Origin of the sequence: Shewanella sp. ULN5 (assembly GCF_030731885.1) — a bacterium.
Taxonomy (GTDB): Bacteria; Pseudomonadota; Gammaproteobacteria; order Enterobacterales; family Shewanellaceae; genus Shewanella; species Shewanella holmiensis.
In genome coordinates, this window is the sequence record NZ_JAPJEE010000005.1 from 84870 (window position 1) to 111558 (window position 26689).

Genomic DNA, 26689 nt, shown 5'->3' on the forward strand with positions numbered 1-26689 from the left:
AGTTTTTAGATTAATATAATTTCCACACCACAAACCATTGAAAAATGGCAGTCAGGCGCTATTGAAAGCGTTTCATTAAATAGAAAAATGACTAAGGATTAAAGTGATTTTTGTTAAAGGTCTCAAGAAAAGACAAAAAATTAGCAGGATCATTCAAGTCATTCTTGCCATAGGCTTAGTTTTTGGACTAATCAATCTATGGCAAAATAGCTTGAAAAACGGTCAAAAACTGCTGAGTTCACAAACACAGCTAATGGCTAGAACCCTTGCCCAACAGGCAGCTAATGGTGCGGCGCCAGCAATGTTTTTACAAAATGATGAGCAGTTGCAATGGCTAGCGTCCACTTTAGCTGCGGATCCTAAAGTAATGTCGGTTAATATCTACAATTCTCAGGGGGTCAGATTGGCTTTTGCCCAGTCAGTCACAACTGATGATTTAGGTCCTGATTCCGAGGCATTACGTCAATTACTGGCAAGTTATCCGCCGTTAATTGAAAATGTGATGCAACAGGATAATAATTTGGGCTATGTTGAGGTGCGTTTAGATCTCAGTATATTTTTTGATGAAATCAAATATTTACATCAAAAAAATATGGAGTTATTAAAGTGGATGCTAATAACAGCTTGCTTTATCGGCTTTCTCCTGTCGCGAGCATTATCATTCAAACGTGCTGACTTTGATCGTCGTAAAACGCGGATCAAACAGTTTAAGAAGCATTTTGCCGCGCAAGAAACCACTGACCAGGATGAGCCTCAAAAATAACCTACAAAAATGGGCGCTATTAGCGCCCATTTTTATTGAAGCTATAACAATACTAAAGTGTTAATGCTGCATCTAAAGTCATAATGATCATGTCGTTAAAGGTCGTTTGACGCTCTTCAGAAGTGGTTTTTTCACCCGTACGAATATGGTCAGACACTGTGACAACACATAATGCTTTGGCACCGAGCTCGTGCGCAACACCGTATAAACCTGCCGCTTCCATTTCGACGCCTAACACACCCATTCTTTCCATAACGTCAAACATTTCTGGATCTGGTGTATAGAACAAGTCGGCAGAGAAAACGTTACCAACTTGAATTTTAGTGCCGTGTGCTTTAGCTGAATCAACAACTGCACTTAATAGGCTATAGTCGGCAATGGCTGCGAAGTCTTGGTTTTTAAAGCGTAAACGGTTAGCTTGAGAGTCAGTACATGCACCCATACCGATAATTACGTCACGTACTTTTACATCTGTGCTAATTGCGCCACATGTACCAACACGGATTAAGTTTTTAACGCCGTATTCTTTAATTAACTCGTGAGCGTAGATAGAACAAGATGGAATACCCATTCCTGAACCCATAACAGAAATACGCTTACCTTTATACGTACCGGTAAAACCAAGCATGTTACGTACATCAGTCACTTGCTCAACATTTTCTAAAAATGTTTCTGCAATATACTTTGCACGTAATGGATCACCTGGAAAAAGAACTGTTTCTGCAAACGCGCCTTCAACTGCATTAATATGTGGTGTAGCCATGTTATAACCCCTATGTTTCTATTTTATTTGGTACCGCTTAATAATGTTGATAGTTTAACAAACACATTAAACTTTTTATAGAACCGTCGTTCGAAAATGTGACTAATTTAAGAAAGATTCACCATATTCCATCGGTTCTAACTTAAAATAGCTTGCAATTGACTGTCCCATATCGGCGAATGACTTACGACGACCTAATGAACCGGCTTTTAATCCTGCGCCATACGCTAAAACAGGCACGTGTTCGCGAGTATGTTCGGTTCCTTTCCAGGTTGGATCACAACCGTGATCAGCTGTCAGTAAAAGGAAATCGTCTTCAGATAAAATAGCTAGCAACTCAGGTAAACGTGAGTCGAAATATTCTAGTGCTTTGGCATACCCAGCGATATCGCGGCGATGGCCATAGTGAGAATCAAAATCAACAAAGTTGGTGAACACAATGGTATTGTCACCTGCACGTTTAACCTGCTCTAACGTCGCATCAAACAGTTGTTCAAGACCGGTCGCTTTATATTGTTGCGTAATACCGCAATTAGCATAAATATCAGCAATTTTACCGATACTCACCACTTCACCACCGGCAGCTTTTAATTTGTCGAGTACTGTTGGCGCAGGCGGCTGAACAGCGTAATCATGACGATTACCCGTACGAGCAAAGTCAGCTGGACCCGTACCAATAAATGGGCGCGCAATAACACGGCCAATGTTATATGGCTCAAGTTCTTCACGGGCGATTTCGCACAAACGATACAAATTCTCTAACCCGAAAGTTTCTTCATGACAGGCAATTTGGAACACTGAATCAGCAGAGGTATAGAAAATTGGCTTCCCTGAACTCATGTGCTCTAAGCCTATCTCTTCTAAAATCGTCGTACCAGAAGCATGACAATTTCCTAGAAACCCATCCAAACCCGCACGGGCTAGAATTTTATCGGTTAGCTCTTTTGGAAATGAGTTTTTCAAATCACTGAAATATCCCCACTCATAAAGCACAGGAACACCTGCCATTTCCCAATGACCACTTGGCGTGTCTTTACCAGAACTTAATTCTTCGGCATGACCGTAAGCGCCAATAACATCTACATTGTCACCAAAACCTGCGGCAAATTGCCCGGTAGACTCAAAGCCTGCGTGTCCTAAACCTAAGCGCGCTAAATTAGGTAACTTTAATGGGCCCTGGCGACCAACATCCGCTAAACCTTCTGCACAGGCTTTCGCAATATGCCCAAACGTGTCTGAACCTACATCACCAAACTTATCTGCATCGCCTGCTGCACCAAGACCAAATGAATCTAACATTAATATAATTGAACGTTTCATACCTAACTCCTATAAATCTTCAGCACGAATATAGCGATATATTTCAGGTGTTTTCTCAGGTTGCGTATCACCAATATGGATAGCCGCTCTAACAGCTGCAGCCGCTTCTTCAAATGCTTGCTCAGATTGAGCATGGATCATGGCAAGTGGCTTATCGGCACTAATGGCATCGCCAAGGGCACAGACTTCTGTTAATCCAACGCTATAATCTAATGCGTCACCTGGCTTACGGCGTCCGCCACCCAAAGTCACAACGGCCAAACCTAATTCTCGGGTATCCATACTGTGCGCAAAACCAACTTGGTTCGCATAGACTGGACGAATAATTTGAGCATGGGGTAAATACTTGTCGTATGCTTCAACAAAATCGCTTGGACCACCTAAGCCACTGACCATTCTACCAAAGATCTCCGCCGCTTTACCGTTATCTAATACAGCATTTAGTTTAGTACGAGCCTGGGCATCATTTTGTGCAATACCGCCCAAAATAAGCATTTCTGAGCATAAACCCATAGTGACTTCATACAATCTTGGATTGCGATATTGACCCGTTAAAAAGTTAATCGCTTCACGTACTTCCACCGCATTACCAGCACAAGATGCCAGTACTTGGTTCATGTCAGTTAACAAGGCTGTTGTTTTAGTTCCAGCACCATTTGCGACAGCAGTAATACTTCGTGCAAGTTCTTCAGATGCTTCATAGGTTGGCATGAATGCGCCACTGCCTACTTTGACATCCATCGCTAAAGCATCTAACCCTGCGGCAAGTTTCTTAGACAAAATTGACGCTGTGATTAATGAGATTGACTCAACGGTTGCTGTGTTATCGCGAATGGAATAAAAACGTTTATCTGCAGGAACAAGATCACCTGTCTGACCGATAATAGCCACACCAGCTTCTTTAACGACTTTACGAAAAAGTTCACTAGATGGCTCAGTTTGATAACCAGGGATCGCGTCAAACTTATCTAATGTACCACCAGTGTGACCTAAACCCCGACCTGAGATCATTGGAACATAGCCGCCACATGCAGCGGCCATAGGGCCCAACATCAAGCTAATAACATCGCCTACACCACCAGTACTGTGTTTATCAATAACAGGGCCATTTAGCGATAAACCACTCCAATCAAGTACCGTACCTGAATCACGCATTGCTAATGTCAGTGCAATCCGCTCATCCATGTTCATATCATTGAAATACACAGCCATACCAAGAGCCGCTATTTGGCCTTCAGAGACAGTATTATGAGTGATGCCGTTTACGAAGAATTGAATTTCTGCAGTGGAGAGTGCTTCACCGTTACGCTTTTTACGGATAATTTCTTGTGCGAGGAACATAATATAACCTCCATCTAGGCAATCCATTATGAGCTAGAGTGGGATCGCCGAAAATATCTGTAGCGATGAGGCTTATTGCCTAAAAGACAATAAACCTCAGCTACAACATTGAATAGGAATTAGTAGCCTTGAGTAGGCTTAGGCGCTTCAGCTAATTCTAATGTATGTAATAAACTATTTAACAGGCTAGAGGCACCAAAACGGAATGTATCTGGCGTTATCCATTCTTCACCTAAAATGCCCGCGGCAACCGCTAAGAACTCAGCTGTTTTCGCTGCATCTTTTACGCCGCCGGCTGGTTTAAAGCCTACTTTTCGGTTCCTTTCACTGATCACAGTTAACATGATCTCTGCAGCTTCTAGCGTGGCATTAACTGGCACTTTGCCCGTAGAGGTTTTAATAAAGTCTGCACCAGCATCAATTGACAACTCAGATGCTTTACGGATTAAAGCTGGGTCTTTTAATTCACCAGATTCAATAATCACTTTTAAAATGGCTTCATCACCACAGGCTTCTTTACAGGCTTTAACGAGTTCAAAACCCACGGTTTCATTACCGGCCATTAAAGCACGATATGGGAAAACCACATCAACTTCGTCTGCACCATAAGCAACCGCAGCACGAGTCTCTAATACTGCAATGGCAATATCGTCATTACCGTGTGGGAAGTTAGTCACTGTCGCGATTTTGATGTCTTCACAATCAAGATCATTCAAGGTTTTACGTGCAATAGGAATAAAGCGAGGGTAAATACAAATCGCCGCGGTATTACCAGCTGGCGTTTTGGCTTTGTGGCACAAATCGATGACTTTTTGATCGGTATCATCATCGTTCAAAGTGGTTAAATCCATTAAAGAAATACCCATTTGTGCCGCTTTTTTTAAATCAGTCATTTTTTGCTCTCCGTAAATAAAATCAGTAGATAATTTTTGTCAGGGCAACAAAGTGAAGTGGCATATGATTATAGTTATGGCCGAGTCTTCATATCTTGCCAGTAAATAGAAATGATTTACTAACCTAAGTATTCAATCTGATAACGAGTACCACGACTTGAATCCTTGAAGACCGGAAAAGGCAAAATAAACAATTTATTTTATCAATTCCGCGAAAAATCCATTTTAGCGCGTTTTGCTTATGCTTAATAAAAGACATTAAAACCCACATAATGCCCTTTAGTAAAGATAAAGTGGAGCCATGCTAACATGGCTCCCAAGCACAATTAGAAGTTGTACTTCGCAGTGAAAATAGCTGCGTTTTGATAAGCTGCGGTACCTAGCTTTTGATCTGCATAGCGGTATTGAACACCTAAAGTGAAGTCTTTAGTTGCATTCCACCATAGTGCTACTGCGCCATTGATACCGGTGCTGTCACCGTTAGTTTTCTGCCAGCCAGCATCACCAAGGCCAGTACAAGTTACACTATTACAGAAACCACGAGCGTGATCATCACGTGCAAATTCAATTTCGTTCCAGTTGGTAACCATAAAGTCTTGGCCAGCTAACTTGAAGTTATAACCTAAAACCCAACCAGCCATACCACCATTAAAACCAGCATTGTTTGGGTTGTTAAGAATATGAGCACCTAAGAAAGGCTTAACCCATAAACCAAAGTCAGTGTTGATGTCATAACTAACACCTAACACGATGTTTTGCTCATAGAAACCTGAAGAATCAGAAAGGCTATAAATGTGGCCGTAGTAATTCCAGTTGCTTTCACCCATGTTTACAGCAACTGAGCCTTTAGCAGCAATACGGAACTGCTTGCTTGGATCATCTTGATCTTCGCTCCAGTTTAAGTTGTTTGGGTTTTCAAAATCGATGAAGCCATAGACATCACCCCAGTTATAACCCGCGCCACCTTCAACTTCGATATAAACGAAGTCAGATTTAGCACCGAAACCATTTTGGATATCACGTGAACGATCTTCTGTACCATCAGACCAATCTAAATAGTTTACTGATACGTTAGCAAACCCGTAGTACTGCTCAGCTTGTACTGTACCAGTTGTCATTGCAGCTACTGCTGCAGCAATTAAAGTTAAAGTTTTAACGTTTTTCATCATCAACCCCATTTTTCATTGTTTGGCTATCTTCAAGGACAGCTTTTGTTTTTAAGCAAGCGCATTTTACCGTTATTGTTGTAAATCACAATATTAAACCAGCAAAAAAACGAATACTAAATTCTACTTTGTGAACAATGTCGCGACTTTCTTGCAACATGCTACTAACAATCTTTGTGTGTCACGGTTAAATGTAATAATTAAAAGCCATCACACTAGACTTAATCATTACTATTTATACTTTGGAAACTGGTGGATTAACGCCAATCATTATGACAACGTAATCTTAAATGTTGGGCTTTACGGCATAGAGCCAGTAAAGCCCGCTTCCTTTGAATATTCAGCGATTAAAGCGCTAAGAATAAACCAGCAAGTGTAGCACTCATTAAGTTAGCTAATGATGCAGCGATAACCGCACGAACACCTAACTTAGCTAAGTCATGGCGACGGCTAGGAGCCATTGCACCTAAACCACCTAATAGAATTGCAATTGAAGATAAGTTAGCAAAACCACACAGTGCAAACGAGATAATCGCTTTAGTACGATCCGTCATTGCTTGACCTGTTGCTTCAACCAAGATGCCGCCATCAGCAACGTCTTTTAGGTAAGGAGCAAAGTTTAAGTAAGCCACAAATTCGTTAACTACAATCTTTTGACCGATGAAAGAGCCAGCAACCATAGCTTCGCTCCAAGGTACACCGATTAGGAATGCTAAAGGCATAAAGATGTAACCAAGAATTAACTCAAGTGATAGACCTTCGAAACCAAACCAGCCACCGATACCACCTAGCATACCGTTAACCATGGCAATCAAACCGACGAAAGCAAGTAACATTGCGCCAACGTTCAACGCTAAGTGCATACCAGAAGCAGCACCTGATGCAGCAGCATCAATCACGTTTGCAGGCTTATCAGTATCTTCTGGTAAGTCTGTCATGTCGTTGTTTGTTTCTTCAGTTTCTGGGTGCATTAGCTTAGCCATCATTAAGCCACCTGGTGCAGCCATAAATGATGCAGCAACCAAATACTCAATTTTAACGCCCATACCTGCATAACCAGCTAATACCGCACCAGCGATTGAAGCTAAGCCACCAACCATGATTGCGAATAACTCAGAGTTAGTCATTGTAGGAATGAAAGGACGAACAACTAAAGGCGCTTCAGTTTGACCTACGAAGATGTTTGCAGTTGCAGACATAGACTCTGTACGGCTTGTACCAAGTGCTTTTTGTAATCCACCACCGATGAACTTAATTACTATCTGCATGATGCCTAAGTAATAAAGAACCGCGATTAATGAAGAGAAGAAAATAATGACAGGTAAAACGCGAACCGCAAATACGAAGCCAACGCCATTACCAAACATTGCGTCAGTACCTAAACCACCAAATAGGAAGTTGATACCCGCTTGAGAATAACCAATTACATCAGCAACAGCAGTTGAAACACCACCTAATACTTGTTGACCAACTGGAACATACAATACGAAACCAGCAAAGAACGCTTGAATTGCTAAAGCGCCACCTACCGTACGTACGTTAATAGCTTTTTTATTTGTCGATAGTAAGAAACCTATCGCAAGTAGGGTGACCACCCCTACTAAACTCATAATTATATCCATTAAACATCACCCTTATTTAATTGTTAACAGTTTTTATTAATGTTGTTAACTCACCTTATTTCCGAGACAGATTATAACCGAGCATTTGAGGAAAAGCGTCGTTTTGATCAAACTTTTAAAGTTTAGTTTCAGATATTTACGCAAGATAACTTCACAAAACAGAGCTCGTTTTAAAAAAAACAATTAAAGCTCATATAGTTGCAAAGTGTTTTTATTAACCTGTTCTAATATAGGAACAGTTGATTTTTTACGCAAAAAAGCAATTTTTTCAATAATCGAAGGCAAAATAAGCGGTGAATTACGTTTTTCAGGTGAATTTAATGGCGTCATACTTGGCGAATCTGTCTCAATGACAAACGTTTCTAAAGGAAGCTCTGACACCACGTGATGTAGCTTTTTTGCCATAGGGTTAAGCAACAAGCCACCAATACCCAGTTTAAACCCTAAAAGTTGATACTGTTTTGCAACTTCGACACTGCCATAAAAACCATGAATGACTCCGCCATGGGTTAATTGTGTTTTGTTCAATAATGTAATTAATTCGGAATGGCATTTCACTGCATGCAATATCACTGGCAAGTGGTATTTTTTAGCTAATAAAAGCTGTTTAAGGCATAGATCAACTTGTGCGGTAAAGTCAGGACGAAGCTTATCTAAACCGCACTCTCCAATAGCCACAAATAAGGGGTTTATCAGGTTATGATTAATTTGTTGTTCAAGCTTAGTTATCGCCTCATCAATACTTGACGGTATAAACCAAGGATGGATCCCCAAGCCAAAATAACATTGATATTGAGTGGCAATTTCTAACTGGCGTGACCATCGCTCAGGACTCACCCCTGGAATTAACACTTTATCAATGCCTCGGGTATTCATCTCAATGAATAATGCATCCCGGTCATGATCAAACTCTGCAAAATCGAGGTGTGCATGGGCATCGAAAAAGGTTTGCTTCATAACTGTCACTCAAAAAAAGGGATTAAAAAAGGCAGTATGCACTGCCTTTAAAAGTTCCACTAAGCCTAGCTCAAAAAGTATTAATTTTCGCGGGTTTTAGCAAACTCAACGTCTGGATAACGCTCTTTTGACAGATTAAGGTTAACCATTGTTGGCGCAATATAAGTTAAATTATTGCCACCATCTAATGCTAAGTTCGGGCTACACTTGCGGCGGAACTCTTCTAGCTTCCGCTCATCCTTACAGTAGACCCAACGAGCTGTTGACACACTGATGCCTTCATAGATAGCTTCAACGTTGTACTCACTCTTTAAACGGCCAACGACCACTTCAAACTGCAGTACACCAACAGCCCCCACAATAAGGTCGTTAGAGTCTAATGGTCTAAATACCTGCACCGCACCTTCTTCAGCAAGCTGTACTAAGCCTTTTAGTAATTGTTTTTGCTTTAATGGATCTTTTAAGCGAATACGGCGGAACATTTCTGGCGCAAAGTTTGGAATGCCAGTAAATTTAAGTGATTCACCTTGGGTGAATGTATCACCAATTTGGATGGTACCGTGGTTATGCAAACCTATGATATCACCAGGGTATGCCTCTTCAACCTGCTCGCGATCACCTGCGACAAAAGTCAACGCATCAGAAATACGCACATCTTTACCAATACGCACATGATGCATTTTCATGCCTTTCTCGTATTTTCCAGACACCACACGCATAAATGCAACACGGTCACGATGCTTTGGATCCATGTTTGCTTGAATTTTAAAGATAAAACCAGAAAAATTAGCATCTTTAGCAGTAACTTCACGCACTTCAGTATTTCGAGGTTGTGGTTTAGGAGCCCATTGGACAAGACCATCTAACATATGGTCAACACCAAAGTTACCTAATGCAGTACCAAAATACACCGGTGATAACTCACCTTTTAAAAAGGCCTCAAGATCAAATTCATGTGAAGCTCCAACAACCAACTCGAGCTCTTCACGCAATTGTTCAGCTAACTCGCTACCAATCGCTTTATCAAGTTCTGGATTATCGATACCCTTAACAATTCGAACTTCCTGAATTGTATGACCTTGACCACTTTGGTACAAAATCGCTTCTTCACGATGAATATGATAAACACCTTTGAATGATTTACCGCAACCAATTGGCCAAGTGATCGGCGCACAGGCGATTTGAAGTTCATTTTCAACTTCATCCATAACATCCATAGGATCACGAATATCACGGTCACATTTGTTCATAAAGGTGATAATAGGAGTATCACGTAAACGTGTCACTTCCATTAATTTACGCGTCCGGTCTTCAACACCTTTGGCGGCATCAATAACCATTAAACATGAATCGACAGCCGTCAGTGTACGGTAGGTATCTTCAGAGAAGTCTTCATGGCCAGGTGTATCAAGTAGATTAACCAGACATTCGCGGTAAGGGAACTGCATCACAGATGTCGTAATAGAAATACCACGATCTTTTTCCATTTCCATCCAGTCAGATTTAGCGTGCTGTTTTGAGCCGCGACCTTTGACCGTACCCGCAACTTGAATTGCTTGACCGAATAACAATACCTTTTCAGTAATTGTTGTCTTACCCGCATCCGGGTGGGAAATGATGGCGAAGGTTCGACGTTTATCGACCTCAACATTTATGCCTGACATGGTAACCTTTGCACTTGATGCTAAAAAAGGCGCAAATTATAGCGCCTATCGGTTAACTTGGCTAGGCAAACTGCCTTTTAGGATTTTGGCGATTGCTCAATGATCTGTTTTACTTTTGCCAGCTCTATACGGGCGTATCTATGCTCAACAAAATCATAAATATTGGTAGCTAACGTTAAACGATAATAATTGGCTGCATCCTGATACTGTCCGAGCTGTTCAGCGCGCTTACCTAAGTAGAAATAGGCTTCACAAAGACGTTCTGCATATTCTTTGGCATCACGTAATTCCACTTTAGCAGCTGAAAAAACCTGTTGTTTAGATAAATTACCAAGATAGTAATCAACCAGTACACTGGGCCAAGATTGATCTGCAAGTTGCGGGCGTTGACTACCCAATGCCGTTAAAGCCAATTCAGCATTCATTTTTGATGACATCAAATACAGCCATAACGCACGATAACCGTCTGATGGGTCGCGATCATAGAAGTCTTGCATGTCCTTAACAGCTAATTCATAGCGCTCACCGTAGTACAAAGCAATACCGCGATTTAAAAAGGCATAATCGTATTCTGGTGCAAGCTCTAATACACCATCAAATGCTTCATATGCACTTTCAAATTCGCCCTCTTGAGTGTAATAAATCCCAAGAAAATTATAAGCATCAGCAAGATTAGGCTGTAATTTTAACGCTTGATGAAAGTCGATTCGACCTAATAAACGTAAACCAACACTATCGTATATGACACCTCGATCGTAATGAAATCGAGCTCGTTGCTCATCGGTTAGCTCCATCGTAGCCAAAATTTCATTTAACTTGGCCAATGTCACTTCAAGTTTATAATCAGGCATAATTGGGGCAATAACCATTTGCCCAGAAGCAGCATCATTTGAACCCGATGTTGCCGCACAGCCTGAAAGCAACAAGCTAGCACCAGCCATAATGGCTACAAACGTGGTGCGTAATTTAAATTCCATCCACTTTACTCTAATCAGGTTCAACATTAATCAGCATCATAGCAACCTAGCAGAATTAGTGCTATTTGCTATTAGCTAAATTTGAAAAAAAAAATAAAAAAGGAGACCCAATGGTCTCCTTAATTCATCATTCAATACAAAAGCCTAAAATGACAACTTATTCAGCAGCTTCTTTAGTTTGTGCTTCTTTAATTGATAAACGCACGCGACCTTGACGATCTACTTCCATTACTTTAACAGCAACTTCTTGGTTCATTTCTAAATGGTCAGAAACGTTAGCTACACGCTCATCACTAATTTGTGAAATATGCACTAAGCCGTCTTTACCTGGAAGAATGTTAACAAATGCGCCGAAATCAACGATACGGATAACTTTACCGTTGTAAATACGACCCACTTCAACTTCAGCAGTGATTTCTTCGATACGACGGATAGCTTCTTTAGTTGCTTCGCCATTGTTAGAAGCAATCTTAACGGTGCCGTTATCATCTAACTCGATAGTTGTGCCCGTTTCTTCCGTAAGCGCACGAATCGTTGCACCACCTTTACCAATCACATCACGGATCTTCTCAGGGTTGATCTTGATAGTCGTAATACGTGGAGCATGGTCAGAGATATCATCACGATGTGAACCAATGGCTTGGTCCATCACGTTAAGAATATGAACACGAGCACCGTATGCTTGTTGCAAAGCAATGTCCATGATTTCTTTGGTGATACCTTCGATTTTGATATCCATTTGCAATGCAGTAATACCATCACGAGTACCGGCTACTTTAAAGTCCATGTCACCTAAGTGATCTTCGTCACCAAGAATGTCAGAAAGGACAACAAAATCGTCACCTTCTTTCACTAGACCCATCGCGATACCAGCAACAGAAGACTTAATTGGCACACCCGCATCCATAAGTGCTAGTGAAGTACCACAAACAGAAGCCATTGAGCTTGAGCCGTTTGATTCAGTAATTTCTGAAACCACACGGATGCTGTACGGGAATTCTTCAGCAGAAGGCATTACAGCATTCATACCGCGCCAGGCTAATTTGCCGTGACCAATTTCGCGACGCTTAGGTGAACCCACCATGCCAGTTTCACCAACTGAGTATGGAGGGAAGTTGTAATGAAGCATAAAGCGATTAGTACGCTCGCCCATGATGCTATCAATTTTCTGTGCATCACGCTCAGTACCTAAAGTACAGGTAACCAATGCTTGAGTTTCACCACGAGTAAATAGCGAACTACCGTGAGTACGTGGAAGTACACCGGCTAATACGCTTAGTGCGCGGATCATATCTGGTTCACGACCATCGATACGTGGCTTACCACTAATAATACGGCCACGAACAACATTTTTCTCTAAGCTACCCAGTAAGTTATCTACTTCACGTTGATCAACTTCTGGATTTTCAGCAATCAGTGCCGCTTTTGCTGCTGCTTTTACAACACCAACTTGAGCATAACGATCTTGCTTCACTTCAATTTGGTAAGCTTCAGTCATGCCGACTTCAGCTAAATCTTTAATTTTAGCGACTAAGTCTTGATCTTGAACTGGTGCAGTCCAGTCCCAAGTAGGTTTGCCAGCTTCTGCTTTGAATTCAGCAATAGCATTAACAACCACTTGTTGTTGATCATGACCGTAAGTTACCGCACCTAGCATAATTTCTTCAGCTAGTGATTTTGCTTCTGACTCAACCATTAGTACTGCACTTTCAGTACCTGCAACAACTAAATTCAAGTCGCTGTCAGCAAGTTGGTCAACTGTTGGATTTAATAGATATTCACCATTGATGTAACCTACACGAGCAGCACCTAATGGACCATTGAATGGAATACCAGAAATCGCTAGCGCTGCAGAAGTACCGATCATTGATATGATGTCCGGCTCAATTTGTGGATCAACCGAAACGACAGTAATGATAACTTGAACTTCGTTTTTAAAACCGTTAGGAAATAAAGGGCGAATAGGACGGTCAATTAGACGTGCGATCAGAGTTTCATCTTCTGAAGGACGACCTTCACGCTTAAAGAAACCACCAGGGATTTTACCCGCTGCATAGGTTTTTTCTTGATAGTTAACTGTTAACGGGAAGAAGTCGCGGCTTAAGTCAGCAACTTTTTTTCCTACTACAGTGACTAATACTGTTGTATCACCCATGCTTGCTAAAACAGCAGCATCAGCTTGACGTGCAATAACACCAGTTTCTAAGGTGACAGTATGTTGACCATACTCAAAACTCTTTACAATTGGATTCACGTGACCCATTCCTTAATTAATGACCTTTAAATTACGCGCACAAGTATACTGCAAATAGATTCAATAGTTAAATAGACACTTATCACTTGTTGAAAAAATTAATTTTTTTCATTTAAAACAAGCTCTAAATTGATCTATTTCTGAATAATTAAAATCATTTATCTCGCAAATGATACCTTATCTCTATTGATGATTAACCAAAATACAACCAATCAGGGTTAATCTGATAAATAGGGGTGACAAGCTAAGCTAATTTGACTAAAGTAAGATTGGCGTATTAACGTTTTCTTACCTATGATTCAACTTGTTACGCAAAATTAGAAACACGAGTTTATTTGTCTTAAAACACTCATAAAAAGCAGGCAAATAACCATAAGTCATCAAAGACATGGAATAAACAATGACACCAAGATTTAAATCCTTAACTTGGAAGCAAACTAATCTGGTCGTATTCACAGCACTTTTTTTCGCCATCGCGATTTTTGTTGTGGAAATAGCATTAGTAGTGGTGACAACCAAACAACAATTGACTAGCTCTCAACAAGAGCTCCTTAACTCTGTCGAACAAACGACCACCAATGCGGTTTGGGCCTTGGACGATAAACTCGCCCAGCAAACGTTAGAAGGTATTATTAAAGTCGATAACATTGGGTCCGCGACATTAGAGCTCGATGATGGCTCTCTTTTTGTTAGTGTGGTTAATGAAGGAGAAGATTTTTCTGAAAACTACGTCATATTAAGCAATCGACTTTTTGGTGATTTGAAAGAGATATCACGCCCGCTTTATAGACCTTTTTATTTCGAAGGCAGTAAGAAACAACAATTAATTGGTAGCCTGACGATATTTTATGATACTCAAAAATTAACAACCCATCTTTTTGATCAATTACAACTGAGCTTTATTGCCACATTAGCCCGCGCATTGCTATTAACCTTAGTATTAACAGTGGTTTTTCATCGTTTCTTAACCCAGCCCATCGCACGGATCAGCGAAGCGATTGATAAAATTGACCCCGATTCACCAGATGAAAACTTACTGCCAATCTCTAAAGCCCATAAAGACGATGAATTAGGTTTAGTAGCCAGTAAGTTTAATCAAATACTTCTTCAGTTTAGCCAAACACAAAATAAACTTCGGAAAATGGCAACCCGTGATCCGCTCACAGGCTTACCTAACCGTACTTTGTTACTCGAAACCCTTAACGTTACGATTCAGCGCTCAAGGGTGCACAAACGTAATTTTGCACTACTGTTTATCGATTTAGACCGATTCAAAAACGTCAACGACTCTTTAGGTCATGCATTAGGTGATCAGTTTTTAGCAAGAATCGCGCGGATCCTTGAGCGTGTGGTTGGCGACAAAGGTAGCGTTGCGCGTTTAGGTGGTGATGAGTTTGTTGTATTAGCTGATGACATTCAAAGCCCTGATCAGGCTGCTGATTTTGTCGATAAGTTATTGATGCAACTAAATACACCACTGCAATTAAATGAACATACTATACATCCGGCGGCATCTATAGGGATCTCGATTTACCCGGATGATGGTAATAGTGCTGAAGACTTAATCCGTCATGCTGATATTGCAATGTACAGTGCAAAAGCGGCTGGCTCTAATCAATGGGCATTCTTTAAAGAGCAAATGACAGAGCGTGCAGCGGTTAGACTTAGAACTGAAGCCTCATTACATGACGCTTTGAAAAACAATGAATTTGTATTATTTTTCCAGCCTAAACTCGACATCAACACCAACAAAGTGATTGGTTGCGAGGCCTTAATACGCTGGCAAAAAGATGGACGCATTATCAGCCCGATGTCATTCATTCCAGTGGCTGAAGAAACAGGTATTATCATTCCTATTGGTCGTTGGGTAATAGAACAAACCTGTAAAACCCTTAGAGATTGGCAAAAAAAATATAACTATGTCATACCGATTGCCGTTAACGTGGCATCACAACAATTTGCTGATGCCAGTTTAGTGCCCGATATAAAACAGTTAGCTTTACGCTATCAAATTAGACCTGAGTTGTTAGAAATCGAAATAACAGAAACATCTTTAATGAATGATATTGAACAAGCCATTGCCAAACTTGAACAATTAAAATCTGCTGGATTTGGTATTGCTGTGGATGATTTCGGTACAGGTTATTCGTCATTATCGTATCTACGACACTTACCTATCACTACCATGAAAATTGATCGGGCTTTTGTGAGCGACTTACCCCATGACAGCGCCATAGCATCGACTATTTTAATGTTGGGTAGACAATTAAACTTAACAATTGTCGCCGAAGGGATTGAAAATGAAGAGCAACTGAACTGGCTTCGAGAAAATGATTGTCCAATCGGACAAGGGTTCTTTTACAGTAAACCTTTGCCGTTAGATGAGTTTGAAAGTAAGTATATTGCCACACAAAGCGCGCAGATAATTCAACTGTAAACCACTTTATTACAGATAACAAAAAAGGAGGCTAAGCCTCCTTTTTTAACGTTCTCAACTTGCCTTAGCAAGCCAAAATCGTATTAACGACGTAAACCTAACTTCTGGATCAACGCAGTATAACGTGCCACGTCAGTACGCTTTAAATAAGCAGTAAGCTTACGACGAGCGCTAACCATACGTAACAAACCACGACGTGAGTGGTGGTCGTGAATGTGCGTTTTAAAGTGACCTTGAAGGTGGTTGATTTGAGCAGTTAATAAAGCAACTTGAACTTCAGTTGAACCAGTGTCGTTTTCACAACGACCGAATTCTGCTAGAATTTTTGCTTTAGTTTCAGCACTTAGTGACATGTGTATCTCCAAAATATATATAAATAATCTTCAGCCGATCACTAACTCAGCTAAAGGAAGCGCGACATTCTAACTAGAAATTGCCATTAGAGCAATACAAATTAACTTCGTATCACGCAAAGGATCCAAATTAATCAGCCGATGTAGCGCTATTTTCATCGCGAATAACAATTAAGCGTTTCGGCGCAAGTTGACCATCATCGTTCATACTACCGATCCCAACAAATTTGCGTGTTTCACCAATGGTGATCCGAACTAACTCATTGGGTTTTAATCCAGAAGCTTGTACTGCTTGCCCTTGCATAACGTAATACAACATCGATTCAGGCAAGTTTATCTCAGTAAAGTTAGCAACGGCGGTGTCCATTGGTAATAATAGTGGGTCTAACAACTCACTCGCTGGAACACCTTGCTCTATTGCCGACTCTATCAATGCTTCAAGTTGCGCTAACGTTACCATCTTCTCATATGGATACTCTGCAACTTGAGTACGACGCAGCATAATAACATGGGCTCCGCAGCCTAGCATTTCACCGAGATCATCAATGATGGTGCGGATATAAGTGCCTTTTGAGCAGTGAATATCCAGAATTAACTCATCACCTTCTAAACCCAAGAAATTCAATTCAAAGACGGTTATAGGCCTTGCTTCTCTAGGGACTTCGATCCCTTCGCGCGCGTACTTATATAACGGCTGACCTTGATGCTTTAAAGCTGAAAACATCGATGGTACTTGCATAGTATCACCACGGAAGTGATTTAACGCCTGCAGTAATTGTTCTTGAGTAAAGTTAATCTCACGCTCTTGAACTATTTCGCCATCTGAATCGCTGGTGTCAGTACGTTGGCCAAGTTTAGCTATAACCGTATAACGTTTATCCGCATCAAGCAGATGCTGAGAAAACTTGGTTGCTTCGCCTAAACAGACAGGCAACATACCTGTCGCTAAGGGATCTAACGCACCGGTATGCCCCGCTTTGTTGGCATTAAAAAAGCGTTTAACCCGCTGTAAAGCATGGTTAGAGCTGATGCCTGTACCTTTATCTAGTAGAACAATACCATCAATAAAACGACCTTTTTGACGACGAGCCATTAATCTTTCTCCTGGGTTTCGTCTTGGTCGATTTCATCAGCACGACCACTGTCTTGCTGTTTCTGTTTGTCTTTAGTAATTACCTGGCTAACAAGATTAGACATGCGCATACCTTCAACTAATGAACTGTCGTACATAAAACGCAATTCTGGCATCACACGTAACTTCATCCGCCCTGCGATTAACGTGCGAATGTAAGGAGCTGCAGCCGTTAATGCGGCAATTTTCTCTTCTACTAGCGTAATGTCTTCTTCGAAGAAAGTAACGAAAACTCGCGCATAACTTAAATCACGAGATACTTCTACATCATTAACAGTGACGAAACCGATACGAGGATCTTTCATATCACGTTGAAGGACCATCGCGAGCTCTTGCTGCAGTTGTTGTCCAATACGACGTGTGCGACTAAATTCTTTTGCCATAATTAACCCACCTGAGTCATTGAATCAAAAAGGGCGGCTAATGCCGCCCTTTCACATATTATAGCGTTCTCGCTACTTCGATGATTTCGAACACTTCAATTTGGTCGCCTACGCGCACATCGTTGTAATTCTTAACCCCGATACCACATTCCATGCCATTACGCACTTCTTGTGCATCATCTTTAAAGCGGCGTAGTGACTCTAGCTCGCCTTCATAGATAACCACGTTTTCACGTAATACACGAATTGGCGCGCTACGCTTGACGATACCTTCAGTAACCATACAACCAGCAATGGCACCAAGTTTCGGTGACTTAAACACGTCACGAACTTCAGCAAGACCAATGATCTCTTGCTTGAATTCAGGTGCTAACATACCTGTCATTGCAGCACGTACTTCATCAATTAAGTTATAAATGATGCTGTAGTAACGTAAATCAACGCTTTCTGCTTCAATAGTCTTACGCGCTTGTGCATCGGCACGAACGTTAAAACCAACCATGATAGCATTTGAAGCGGCAGCTAAAGTTGCATCAGTTTCTGTTAATGCACCAACGCCACGAGCAATAATGTTCACTTTAACTTCTTCAGTAGATAAGCCTTGTAATGAATCACAAATCGCTTCTAAAGATCCTTGAACGTCTGCTTTAAGGACGATGTTCAACTCTTGAACTTCGCCGTCGGTCATATTAGCGAACATGTTCTCTAACTTAGACTTCTGCTGACGAGCAAGTTTAACGTCACGGAATTTACCTTGACGATAAAGTGCAACTTCACGAGCTTTACGCTCATCACGTACAACTGTGGCTTCATCACCTGCTGATGGCACACCTGATAGACCTAAGATCTCTACAGGAATCGATGGGCCAGCTTCAGTAATTGGCTTACCATTTTCATCTTTCATTGCACGGATTTTACCGTATTCTAATCCACAAAGAACGATATCGCCTTGGCGTAACGTACCTTCTTGAACAAGAATGGTGGCAACTGGACCACGGCCTTTATCAAGCTGTGATTCAATAACAACACCGGCAGCCATAGTATCGCGAACCGCTTTAAGCTCTAATACTTCTGATTGAAGTAAGATGCCTTCTAACAGTTCATCAACGCCTTCACCCGTTTTAGCTGAAAGGTGGACAAACATGTTGTCTCCGCCCCAATCTTCAGACATAACGCCGTGTTGTGATAATTCACTCTTAACACGGTCTGGGTCGGCTTCTGGCTTATCCATTTTGTTAACCGCAACGATTAAAGGCACGTTACCGGCTTTAGCATGCTGGATAGCTTCAATAGTCTGTGGCATTACACCATCATCAGCAGCAACAACTAAGATAACAATATCTGTTGCTTTAGCACCACGGGCACGCATAGAAGTAAACGCGGCGTGACCAGGTGTATCTAGGAAGGTGATCATACCGTTTTCAGTTTCAACGTGATAAGCACCAATATGCTGAGTAATACCACCGGCTTCGCCTGCAGCAACTTTTGCACGACGAATATAGTCAAGTAACGACGTTTTACCGTGGTCAACGTGACCCATAATAGTCACTACTGGCGCACGAGTTTCTAACTTAACGTTATCATCGCGGTCTTGAAGCACTTGGTGCTCAAGTTCGTTTTCACGAAGCAGAACAACTTTATGACCCATTTCTTCAGCAACCATTTGTGCCGTTTCTTGGTCAAGTACTTGGTTAATAGTAACCATTGAACCCATTTTCATCATTTGCTTGATGATTTCAGTGGCTTTAATGGCCATCAAATGGGCAAGTTCAGAAACAGTAACCGTTTCACCTAAACGAACGTCACGATTCACTGCGGCAACTGGCTTGTTGAAGCCATGAGCCATAGATTGAGGCGCAGTGTTACGGCGCATATGTCTTTCACGTCCGTCACGAGCATCTTTTCCACCACGTTTTTTATTGGTGTTTTTGTTGCGTGCACGACGTCCACGTTTTTCATCATCCATATCTGAACTATCTTCAGCAGCACGAGCTACTTTCGATGTGGTCACATGGTGATCGCCATTCTTTTCTGCTTCAATACGTTGACGTTCTTCTTCAGCCCAGCGCTTAGAGTTTTCTTCAGCCAATTTACGCGCTTTTTCTGCGGCTTTGTCTGCTTCTTCTTTTTGCTTTTGGGTTAATACTTTTTCTTGAGTCGCTTTGATACGCTCAGCTTCTTCTTTTGCAGCTTGAGCAGCTGGATCTAAAGGTTTATCTGCTTTAGGTTCAGCTTTTGGTGCTTTGGCAGCTTTTGCTTTTGCTTCAGCTTCTTTAGCCGCTTTAGCTTTTGCGTCAGCATCGGCTTTTGCCTTAGCATCTGCTTTTGCTTTTTCTTCAGCAGCCGCTTTTAACTTAGCTTCTTCTTCAGCTTTTGCTTTTGCTTCAGCTTCTTGTTTTGCGATGTCGGTATCTTCGCGCTTAACAAAAGTACGTTTTTTACGCACCTCTACTTTCACATCTTTTGACTGCCCGCCAGAACCAGACACGCTTAACGTAGAAACCGTTTTACGCTGTAATGTCATTTTGGTTGGTGCGGAGTCGCCACCGTGTTGTTTTTTCAAAAAGTCTAACAGCTGCTGTTTCTCTTTTTCTGAAACGGTATCAGCTTTGGTTTTTTTAATACCGGCTTCGTTGAACTGTTCAACTAAACGATCAACACTTTTGCCCACTTCTTGAGCTAATTTATCTAAACTTGTATCTGCCATCAATTAAATCCCCTCTGTTGATCGACTTATGCTTCTTCGCCAAACCAACAGATATTGCGGGCTGCCATGATGAGCTCACCTGCTTTTTCTTCTGTCAATTCTTCTATCTCGATTAAATCATCGATACCTTGCTCTGCAAGGTCTTCCAATGTCACTACACCTTTACTTGCTAAAACAAATGCAAGGTGAGTTTCTAAACCTTCAAGCGCTAATAAGTCTTCACTTGGATGTGCACCATCTAATGCTTCTTCAGAAGCCAGTGCACGAGTAGAAATCGCCGCTTTCGCACGTTCACGTAACGAGGCAACAATATCTTCATCAAATCCGTCAATTGCTAATAACTCTGCTTCAGGTACGTAAGCGATCTCTTCTAATGAAGTAAATCCTTCTTCCGCTAATACTGATGCAAAATCTTCATCTACATCGAGTGAAGATACGAATAAATCGATTACCTTGGCACTTTCTGCCTGGTGTTTCTTATTCATATCTTCAACTGTCATTACGTTTAATTCCCAACCAGTAAGTTGAGTGGCTAAACGTACGTTTTGGCCATTACGACCAATTGCTTGCGCTAGGCTGTCAGCTTCAACGGCGATATCCATCGAATGGTTATCTTCATCAACGATGATAGAAGCGACATCTGCTGGGGCCATCGCGTTAATCACATATTGTGCTGGATTATCATCCCACAACACGATATCAACACGCTCACCACCAAGTTCATTTGAAACCGCTTGAACACGTGCTCCACGCATACCAACACACGCACCGATTGGATCAATACGACGGTCATTAGACTTTACTGCGATTTTGGCGCGAGCACCTGGATCACGAGCAGCGCCCATAACCTCAATCAATTCGTCATAAATTTCTGGTACTTCAACACGGAAAAGCTCAATCAACATCTCAGGCTTGCTGCGAGTTAAGAATATTTGCGCACCGCGAGCTTCTGGACGTACTGCATAAAGTAATGCACGCACTCTATCGCCTGGGCGGAAAGATTCGCGGCTGATTAAGTCTTCTTTGAATAACACACCATCAGCGTTGTTACCTAAATCAACAACCACGTTTTCACGGGTGCTTTTTTTAACAACACCGGTAACAATTTCGCCTTCACGCTCAATAAATTGTTCAACAATTTGAGCACGTTCAGCTTCACGTACTTTCTGTACGATCACTTGTTTAGCTGTTTGGGTAGTAATACGGTCAAATACGACTGATTCGATCTCGTCTTCTACATAATCGCCAGGTTGAAGTTCAGGGTTTTCGTAACGGGCAGCTTCAAGGGTGATTTCGCTATATGGATTTTCCAAAGCTTCACCTTGATCATCAACCACCATCCAACGACGGAAAGTGTCGTAGTGGCCAGTTTTACGATCAATTGCAACACGAACTTCAATATCGCCTTCGTATTTTTTCTTGGTTGCTGTAGCAAGCGCAATTTCTAACGCTTCAAAAATTTTCTCACGCGGAACCGCTTTCTCATTTGAAACCGCTTCTGCTACTAGCAGGATCTCTTTATTCATTTGGTCTAGCCTCGTTCTTCACCTGAAACTATTAAAATTTTGCGATGATGTTGCCTTTGCGGATATTATCCAAAGCAACAACCAAGTCTTTGCCATCTACTTTGATTGTCAGCATTTGACCTTCAACTTTAGAAATGGCGCCTTTTAAATTACGACTACCTGCAACAGGCATAGTCAATTGTACTTTTGCATCTTCGCCGATATATGCCGCATATTGCTGAGCATTAAATAGCGGTCTATCAACCCCAGGGGAAGATACTTCTAGTGTAAATTCTGTTGAAATTGGGTCTTCAACATCAAGTACCGCACTTACTTGACGACTCACCTCGGCACAATCTTCAATATTGATCCCATTTTCGTGATCAATGAAAACGCGTACGATTGAGTGTTTACCAGCCTGAACATATTCGATGCCCCAAAGCTGAAAACCAAGTGCTTCAACTGGTACAGCTAACATCTCTACCAATCTTGATTCTAGTGTTGCCAAAAATGACCCCCAAAAAAACAAAAAAAGGGCTAAAAGCCCCTATCAAATCCGCCTTAAAAACACGGAATATCAAAAGTCCATATAACAAAAAACCCCGTAATTACGAGGCTATTTTATTATAGAACCTGTATCTGTTATCAGAAAATCAATAACAGGGAGCTGGTTGCGGGAGCCGGATTTGAACCGACGACCTTCGGGTTATGAGCCCGACGAGCTACCAAACTGCTCCATCCCGCGTCAACTGAGTGCAAGTATATTGACTTACGTCTTACCTTGCAATAACTATTCAGTAAAATCCATTCAACTGAACATTTTTTAACTGGTGCCGAGAGCGGGACTTGAACCCGCACGTCCGTTAGGACACAGCCACCTCAAGGCTGCGCGTCTACCAATTCCACCACCTCGGCTTAATCTGGTAATTAGTCAGGAATCTTAGTTTCTGACTGTTGCTCTACAACTGGTGCATCATCAATGATTTGCTCAGCTGCTGAACCTAAATCGTTCCACTTATCTTCAGCTTTGTTATGGTTAGCACTTAAATTACCGATAATTAAACTTAACGCGAAGAAAGCGATTGCTAAAATGGCTGTGCTTCGTGTTAGAAAATTACCTGAACCGCTAGAACCAAATAACGTACCTGACGCGCCTGCGCCAAATGATGCGCCCATGTCGGCGCCTTTACCTTGTTGAATAAGAATCAGACCAACTAGGCCAATTGCTACCACCAAGTAAACAACTATAAGAACTTCGTACATAATAATTACGCGCTCATTGCTATGGAACATAAACTTAGGAATTCGGACGAATTTAAGCTAGCTCCGCCAATCAGTCCACCATCAACATCAGGTTGGGCGAAAATATCTGCCGCATTACTCGGCGTAACACTCCCACCGTATAAAATCCTGATATTCTCTCCAATAAATGGAGATACTTCAGACAGGCGATTGCGAATAAACGCATGAACTTCTTGTGCCTGCTCTGGAGTTGCACTTTTACCTGTTCCTACTGCCCATAAGGGTTCGTAGGCGATAATTGCATTATCAAAAGCCATGGTGCCATTTTTTTCAATGACGATATCTAGTTCTTCAGCAATAACTTCAAAAGTACGTCTTGCTTCACGAGCTGGACCTGATTCACCTACACATAAAATAGGGGTCAAACCATGTTTTTGAGCCGCAGCAAATTTCTCTGCTACTATGTTACTCGTCTCTCCGTACATACGGCGACGTTCGGAATGGCCAATAATCACATATCGACATCCTGAATCTTTTAGCATCTGCCCGGATATTTCACCGGTGTACGCACCAAAATCATGTTGACTAAGATTTTGAGCGCCCATTCTAACAAGCGCACCATCTAAGGTTTGCTTATTTGACTCAAGCAGTTGCCTAACACTTTCAAGATAAATTGAAGGCGGGCATAAAACCACTTCAGCTGAATCATTTTGCAGCTTCGAAGCAAACTTCTTGAATAACTCTTGGGCTAATGCCGAATTACCATTCATTTTCCAGTTGCCAGCTACCATAGGTCGTCTGAGTGCCATCACGGTCTCCTCTGAAAGCGGCGTGAATAATAGCGAACCACTTATCAAGTTACAATAGGTAATAGATGAATATTTACAATAAGCTGTCGAAGTGGTTATTTTTCACCCCAGCGACAGCATAAATTAAATATGACTATTTATTTTTAAGATTAGCAGGCCTGTTTTACCGACTCGGCAATTTTATTTGCAAATGCGAGTACTTGATCGTGATCATCACCTTCCACCATAACGCGAATTAACGGTTCAGTTCCCGATTTTCTTAATAGAACGCGACCGCGAGCACCTAGTTGCTGTTCAACGTAAGCCTGGGCTGATTTGACGGCATCTGAATCTAATGGATTATCACTACCTTCAAATCTCACATTGACCAATACTTGCGGTAACATTTTCATTGGTTCGGTAAGAGACTCTAAGCTTGCATTTTGTCGGCGCATTGCAGCCAGAACTAAAATGCCCGCGATAATGCCATCGCCAGTGGTACCGTGATCTAAGTTGAGAATATGGCCAGAGTTTTCACCACCAATACGCCATTCATGTTGCTTTAACAGCTCCATCACATAACGGTCGCCAACATTAGAGCGAACAAAAGGAATATTCAAATCTTGTAAGGCTAAATCAAGCCCTAGGTTGGACATTAAAGTGCCAACAACGCCACCTTTTAATACCCCGCGCTTTTGGGCATCAACAGCCAAAATGTAAAGAATTTGGTCACCGTCAATTACTTCACCACGGCGATTGACCATCATAATTCGGTCGCCATCACCGTCTAATGCAATACCAAGATCTGCATTTTCGGCTAATACGGTTTCACAAATCTTCGCCATTGAAGTTGCACCAACTTTATCGTTGATGTTCATGCCATCAGGTTTATCACCAATAGCAACCACCTCAGCACCTAGCTCACGAAAGACACTAGGAGCGATATGATAAGTGGCACCGTGGGCACAGTCGACGACAATTTTAAGTCCAGTGAGAGTGTGTTCAGCAGGGAAATTGCCTTTACAATATTCGATATAGCGACCAGCAGCATCATCAATTCGACGTGCTTTTCCGAGTAAATGTGATTCAACACAAATTAGCGGTTTTTCTAGTTCTGCTTCAATTTCTAATTCAATCGCATCATCGAGCTTACTGCCATCAGTAGAGAAAAATTTAATACCGTTATCATAATATGGATTATGCGATGCACTGATCACAACACCGGCTTCTGCTCTAAATGTTCGCGTTAAATAGGCAACAGCAGGCGTAGGCATAGGGCCAAGCAATAACACATTTAAGCCTGCAGCGGATAAACCCGCCTCTAAAGCTGACTCAAATAAATAGCCTGATATGCGAGTATCTTTACCGATGATGACTTTCTTTGTACCACTTCGAGATAATACTCTACCAGCAGCCCACCCCAGTTTTAATGCAAGCTCAGGTGTCATTTTGCCTGAACCGACCTTGCCTCGAATGCCGTCGGTGCCAAAAAATTGTCTTTGTTTCACGTTTCCCCACTTAAGTGAATTCACTCAGTTTTTTTCTTTAATCTTGATTAGCTACATGCCTAGCGTAACTGCATGTCTCAGCCATCACCTTTAATACATCGACGGTTTCGGGCACGTCGTGTACACGTATAATATGAGCACCATGTTGTGCTGCTATCAATGCACCAGCCAAGCTGCCAGCAAGACGTTCTGCAGTGTTTCGTTGTAACAAATCACCGATCATACTTTTTCGCGACAAACCAATTAATATCGGTAGGTCGAACTGATGAAATGCCGCTAACCCTGCTAATAGCTGGTAATTATGCGCTAAAGTTTTACCAAAGCCAAAGCCTGGATCTAATATAATCTGGCTTCTTGTGATCCCTGCGTCCTCACAAGCTGAAATTCGTTGTTCAAAGAATTCAAATACATCCTTAAAGACATCTTTATATTCAGGTGAGTTTTGCATTGTTTGAGGTTGACCTTGCATGTGCATTAGGCAAACAGGCACATTCAAGCTTGCAGCCATGGCTAAAGCACCAGGTAATTGCAATGCTCTTACATCATTAATCAAATTTGCACCGGCAGCAACAGCCTGCCTCATCACTTCGGGTTTACTTGTGTCTATCGAAATCCATACATCATGTTTTGACGCGGTATATTTGATGATAGGAATCACTCTATCAAGTTCTTGCTCGACAGTTACTTCAGTAGCACCAGGCCGTGTTGACTCACCACCAATATCGATGATCCTCGCCCCTTGCTCAATGATATGATCAACATGCTGACATGCGCGCTCAAAAAGATTGAACGTTCCACCATCTGAAAAAGAATCTGGAGTGACATTCACAATGCCCATAACAATTGGCTGAGTCAGTTCTAATAGCTTCTCACCATGCGATAATTTGAACATGATTTAATAACCCGTAAATGTT

Annotated in this window: 22 protein-coding genes and 2 tRNA genes; 2 read left to right on the forward strand and 22 right to left on the reverse strand. The window is 41.7% G+C overall.

The window, feature by feature from the left end; all coding sequences use genetic code 11:
* Positions 1–103: 103 nt before the first annotated feature.
* On the forward strand, positions 104–763 hold the full coding sequence (locus ORI98_RS06700; RefSeq protein ID WP_261297306.1) for an AhpA/YtjB family protein: 660 nt from the start codon (positions 104–106) through the stop codon (positions 761–763).
* A gap of 52 nt (positions 764–815) precedes the next feature.
* On the opposite strand, the gene deoD is transcribed toward ORI98_RS06700, so the two are convergent.
* The 10 genes from deoD to pnp all read right to left on the reverse strand — a co-directional run bounded on the left by deoD (position 816) and on the right by pnp (position 13720).
* Positions 816–1526 carry a purine-nucleoside phosphorylase gene (gene deoD, locus ORI98_RS06705; RefSeq protein ID WP_261297307.1) on the reverse strand — a complete coding sequence of 237 codons (711 nt, stop codon included), beginning with the start codon at positions 1524–1526 and terminating at the stop codon, positions 816–818.
* Between the two features lie 102 nt (positions 1527–1628).
* A complete protein-coding gene (locus ORI98_RS06710; RefSeq protein WP_261297308.1) occupies positions 1629–2846 on the reverse strand; it encodes a phosphopentomutase in 1218 nt (405 codons plus the stop codon).
* A 9-nt stretch (positions 2847–2855) separates the two neighbouring features.
* Complete coding sequence (gene deoA / locus ORI98_RS06715) at positions 2856–4187, reverse strand: thymidine phosphorylase (RefSeq protein WP_306134718.1); 1332 nt, start codon at positions 4185–4187, stop codon at positions 2856–2858.
* 119 nt (positions 4188–4306) lie between these two features.
* Positions 4307–5080: a deoxyribose-phosphate aldolase gene (gene deoC, locus ORI98_RS06720; RefSeq protein ID WP_306134719.1), complete on the reverse strand. Its 774-nt coding sequence runs from the start codon at positions 5078–5080 to the stop codon at positions 4307–4309.
* A 326-nt stretch (positions 5081–5406) separates the two neighbouring features.
* Complete coding sequence (locus ORI98_RS06725) at positions 5407–6246, reverse strand: outer membrane protein OmpK (RefSeq protein WP_306134720.1); 840 nt, start codon at positions 6244–6246, stop codon at positions 5407–5409.
* A 347-nt stretch (positions 6247–6593) separates the two neighbouring features.
* Entirely contained in the window at positions 6594–7868 is a 1275-nt protein-coding gene (locus ORI98_RS06730) for a NupC/NupG family nucleoside CNT transporter (protein ID WP_306134721.1), read from the reverse strand.
* 183 nt (positions 7869–8051) lie between these two features.
* Complete coding sequence (locus ORI98_RS06735) at positions 8052–8825, reverse strand: TatD family hydrolase (RefSeq protein WP_306134722.1); 774 nt, start codon at positions 8823–8825, stop codon at positions 8052–8054.
* 80 nt (positions 8826–8905) lie between these two features.
* A complete protein-coding gene (gene prfC / locus ORI98_RS06740) occupies positions 8906–10489 on the reverse strand; it encodes a peptide chain release factor 3 (protein ID WP_306134723.1) in 1584 nt (527 codons plus the stop codon).
* Positions 10490–10566: 77 nt separating this feature from the next.
* On the reverse strand, positions 10567–11466 hold the full coding sequence (gene nlpI, locus ORI98_RS06745; RefSeq protein WP_306134724.1) for a lipoprotein NlpI: 900 nt from the start codon (positions 11464–11466) through the stop codon (positions 10567–10569).
* Positions 11467–11623: 157 nt separating this feature from the next.
* Complete coding sequence (gene pnp, locus ORI98_RS06750) at positions 11624–13720, reverse strand: polyribonucleotide nucleotidyltransferase (RefSeq protein ID WP_306134725.1); 2097 nt, start codon at positions 13718–13720, stop codon at positions 11624–11626.
* Positions 13721–14120: 400 nt separating this feature from the next.
* Between pnp and ORI98_RS06755 the strand changes: the two genes are divergently transcribed.
* Positions 14121–16157 carry a bifunctional diguanylate cyclase/phosphodiesterase gene (locus ORI98_RS06755; protein ID WP_261297317.1) on the forward strand — a complete coding sequence of 679 codons (2037 nt, stop codon included), beginning with the start codon at positions 14121–14123 and terminating at the stop codon, positions 16155–16157.
* 83 nt (positions 16158–16240) lie between these two features.
* On the opposite strand, the gene rpsO is transcribed toward ORI98_RS06755, so the two are convergent.
* The 12 genes from rpsO to folP all read right to left on the reverse strand — a co-directional run bounded on the left by rpsO (position 16241) and on the right by folP (position 26667).
* Positions 16241–16510, reverse strand: a complete 270-nt coding sequence (gene rpsO, locus ORI98_RS06760; protein ID WP_261297318.1) for a 30S ribosomal protein S15 — start codon at positions 16508–16510, stop codon at positions 16241–16243.
* A 130-nt stretch (positions 16511–16640) separates the two neighbouring features.
* Positions 16641–17603, reverse strand: a complete 963-nt coding sequence (truB, locus tag ORI98_RS06765) for a tRNA pseudouridine(55) synthase TruB (RefSeq protein WP_306134726.1) — start codon at positions 17601–17603, stop codon at positions 16641–16643.
* Positions 17603–18025: a 30S ribosome-binding factor RbfA gene (gene rbfA / locus ORI98_RS06770; protein WP_261297320.1), complete on the reverse strand. Its 423-nt coding sequence runs from the start codon at positions 18023–18025 to the stop codon at positions 17603–17605. Before rbfA ends, truB begins: the two co-directional genes overlap by 1 nt.
* Before the next feature lie 58 nt (positions 18026–18083).
* Positions 18084–20732 (reverse strand): translation initiation factor IF-2, encoded by a 2649-nt coding sequence (gene infB, locus ORI98_RS06775; protein ID WP_306134727.1) that lies wholly within the window; start codon positions 20730–20732, stop codon positions 18084–18086.
* A gap of 26 nt (positions 20733–20758) precedes the next feature.
* Positions 20759–22258, reverse strand: coding sequence for a transcription termination factor NusA (gene nusA, locus ORI98_RS06780; RefSeq protein ID WP_261297322.1), 1500 nt, complete (start codon positions 22256–22258; stop codon positions 20759–20761).
* Between the two features lie 31 nt (positions 22259–22289).
* Positions 22290–22745 carry a ribosome maturation factor RimP gene (gene rimP, locus ORI98_RS06785; protein ID WP_261297323.1) on the reverse strand — a complete coding sequence of 152 codons (456 nt, stop codon included), beginning with the start codon at positions 22743–22745 and terminating at the stop codon, positions 22290–22292.
* Between the two features lie 160 nt (positions 22746–22905).
* Positions 22906–22982, reverse strand: a tRNA-Met gene (locus tag ORI98_RS06790).
* An 83-nt stretch (positions 22983–23065) separates the two neighbouring features.
* Positions 23066–23152 (reverse strand) — tRNA-Leu (locus tag ORI98_RS06795).
* Between the two features lie 12 nt (positions 23153–23164).
* Positions 23165–23500, reverse strand: a complete 336-nt coding sequence (gene secG / locus ORI98_RS06800) for a preprotein translocase subunit SecG (protein ID WP_261297324.1) — start codon at positions 23498–23500, stop codon at positions 23165–23167.
* Positions 23501–23505: 5 nt separating this feature from the next.
* Positions 23506–24288 (reverse strand): triose-phosphate isomerase, encoded by a 783-nt coding sequence (tpiA, locus tag ORI98_RS06805; protein WP_188840567.1) that lies wholly within the window; start codon positions 24286–24288, stop codon positions 23506–23508.
* Positions 24289–24437: 149 nt separating this feature from the next.
* Positions 24438–25775 carry a phosphoglucosamine mutase gene (glmM, locus tag ORI98_RS06810; RefSeq protein ID WP_261297325.1) on the reverse strand — a complete coding sequence of 446 codons (1338 nt, stop codon included), beginning with the start codon at positions 25773–25775 and terminating at the stop codon, positions 24438–24440.
* A gap of 37 nt (positions 25776–25812) precedes the next feature.
* A complete protein-coding gene (gene folP, locus ORI98_RS06815) occupies positions 25813–26667 on the reverse strand; it encodes a dihydropteroate synthase (protein WP_306134728.1) in 855 nt (284 codons plus the stop codon).
* Positions 26668–26689: the final 22 nt, after the last annotated feature.

Excerpts from the sequence above, each read along its gene's own strand:
- rbfA (WP_261297320.1), bottom strand. The coding sequence starts at position 18,025 with ATGGCAAAAGAATTTAGTCGCACACGTCGTATTGGACAACAACTGCAG.
- ORI98_RS06755 (WP_261297317.1), top strand. The coding sequence starts at position 14,121 with ATGACACCAAGATTTAAATCCTTAACTTGGAAGCAAACTAATCTGGTC.
- ORI98_RS06725 (WP_306134720.1), bottom strand. The coding sequence starts at position 6,246 with ATGAAAAACGTTAAAACTTTAACTTTAATTGCTGCAGCAGTAGCTGCA.
- tpiA (WP_188840567.1), bottom strand. The coding sequence starts at position 24,288 with ATGGCACTCAGACGACCTATGGTAGCTGGCAACTGGAAAATGAATGGT.
- nlpI (WP_306134724.1), bottom strand. The coding sequence starts at position 11,466 with ATGGAATTTAAATTACGCACCACGTTTGTAGCCATTATGGCTGGTGCT.
- secG (WP_261297324.1), bottom strand. The coding sequence starts at position 23,500 with ATGTACGAAGTTCTTATAGTTGTTTACTTGGTGGTAGCAATTGGCCTA.
- ORI98_RS06730 (WP_306134721.1), bottom strand. The coding sequence starts at position 7,868 with ATGGATATAATTATGAGTTTAGTAGGGGTGGTCACCCTACTTGCGATA.
- rpsO (WP_261297318.1), bottom strand. The coding sequence starts at position 16,510 with ATGTCACTAAGTGCTGAAACTAAAGCAAAAATTCTAGCAGAATTCGGT.
- truB (WP_306134726.1), bottom strand. The coding sequence starts at position 17,603 with ATGGCTCGTCGTCAAAAAGGTCGTTTTATTGATGGTATTGTTCTACTA.
- deoD (WP_261297307.1), bottom strand. The coding sequence starts at position 1,526 with ATGGCTACACCACATATTAATGCAGTTGAAGGCGCGTTTGCAGAAACA.
- prfC (WP_306134723.1), bottom strand. The coding sequence starts at position 10,489 with ATGTCAGGCATAAATGTTGAGGTCGATAAACGTCGAACCTTCGCCATC.
- ORI98_RS06710 (WP_261297308.1), bottom strand. The coding sequence starts at position 2,846 with ATGAAACGTTCAATTATATTAATGTTAGATTCATTTGGTCTTGGTGCA.
- deoC (WP_306134719.1), bottom strand. The coding sequence starts at position 5,080 with ATGACTGATTTAAAAAAAGCGGCACAAATGGGTATTTCTTTAATGGAT.
- nusA (WP_261297322.1), bottom strand. The coding sequence starts at position 22,258 with ATGAATAAAGAGATCCTGCTAGTAGCAGAAGCGGTTTCAAATGAGAAA.
- ORI98_RS06735 (WP_306134722.1), bottom strand. The coding sequence starts at position 8,825 with ATGAAGCAAACCTTTTTCGATGCCCATGCACACCTCGATTTTGCAGAG.
- infB (WP_306134727.1), bottom strand. The coding sequence starts at position 20,732 with ATGGCAGATACAAGTTTAGATAAATTAGCTCAAGAAGTGGGCAAAAGT.
- deoA (WP_306134718.1), bottom strand. The coding sequence starts at position 4,187 with ATGTTCCTCGCACAAGAAATTATCCGTAAAAAGCGTAACGGTGAAGCA.
- folP (WP_306134728.1), bottom strand. The coding sequence starts at position 26,667 with ATGTTCAAATTATCGCATGGTGAGAAGCTATTAGAACTGACTCAGCCA.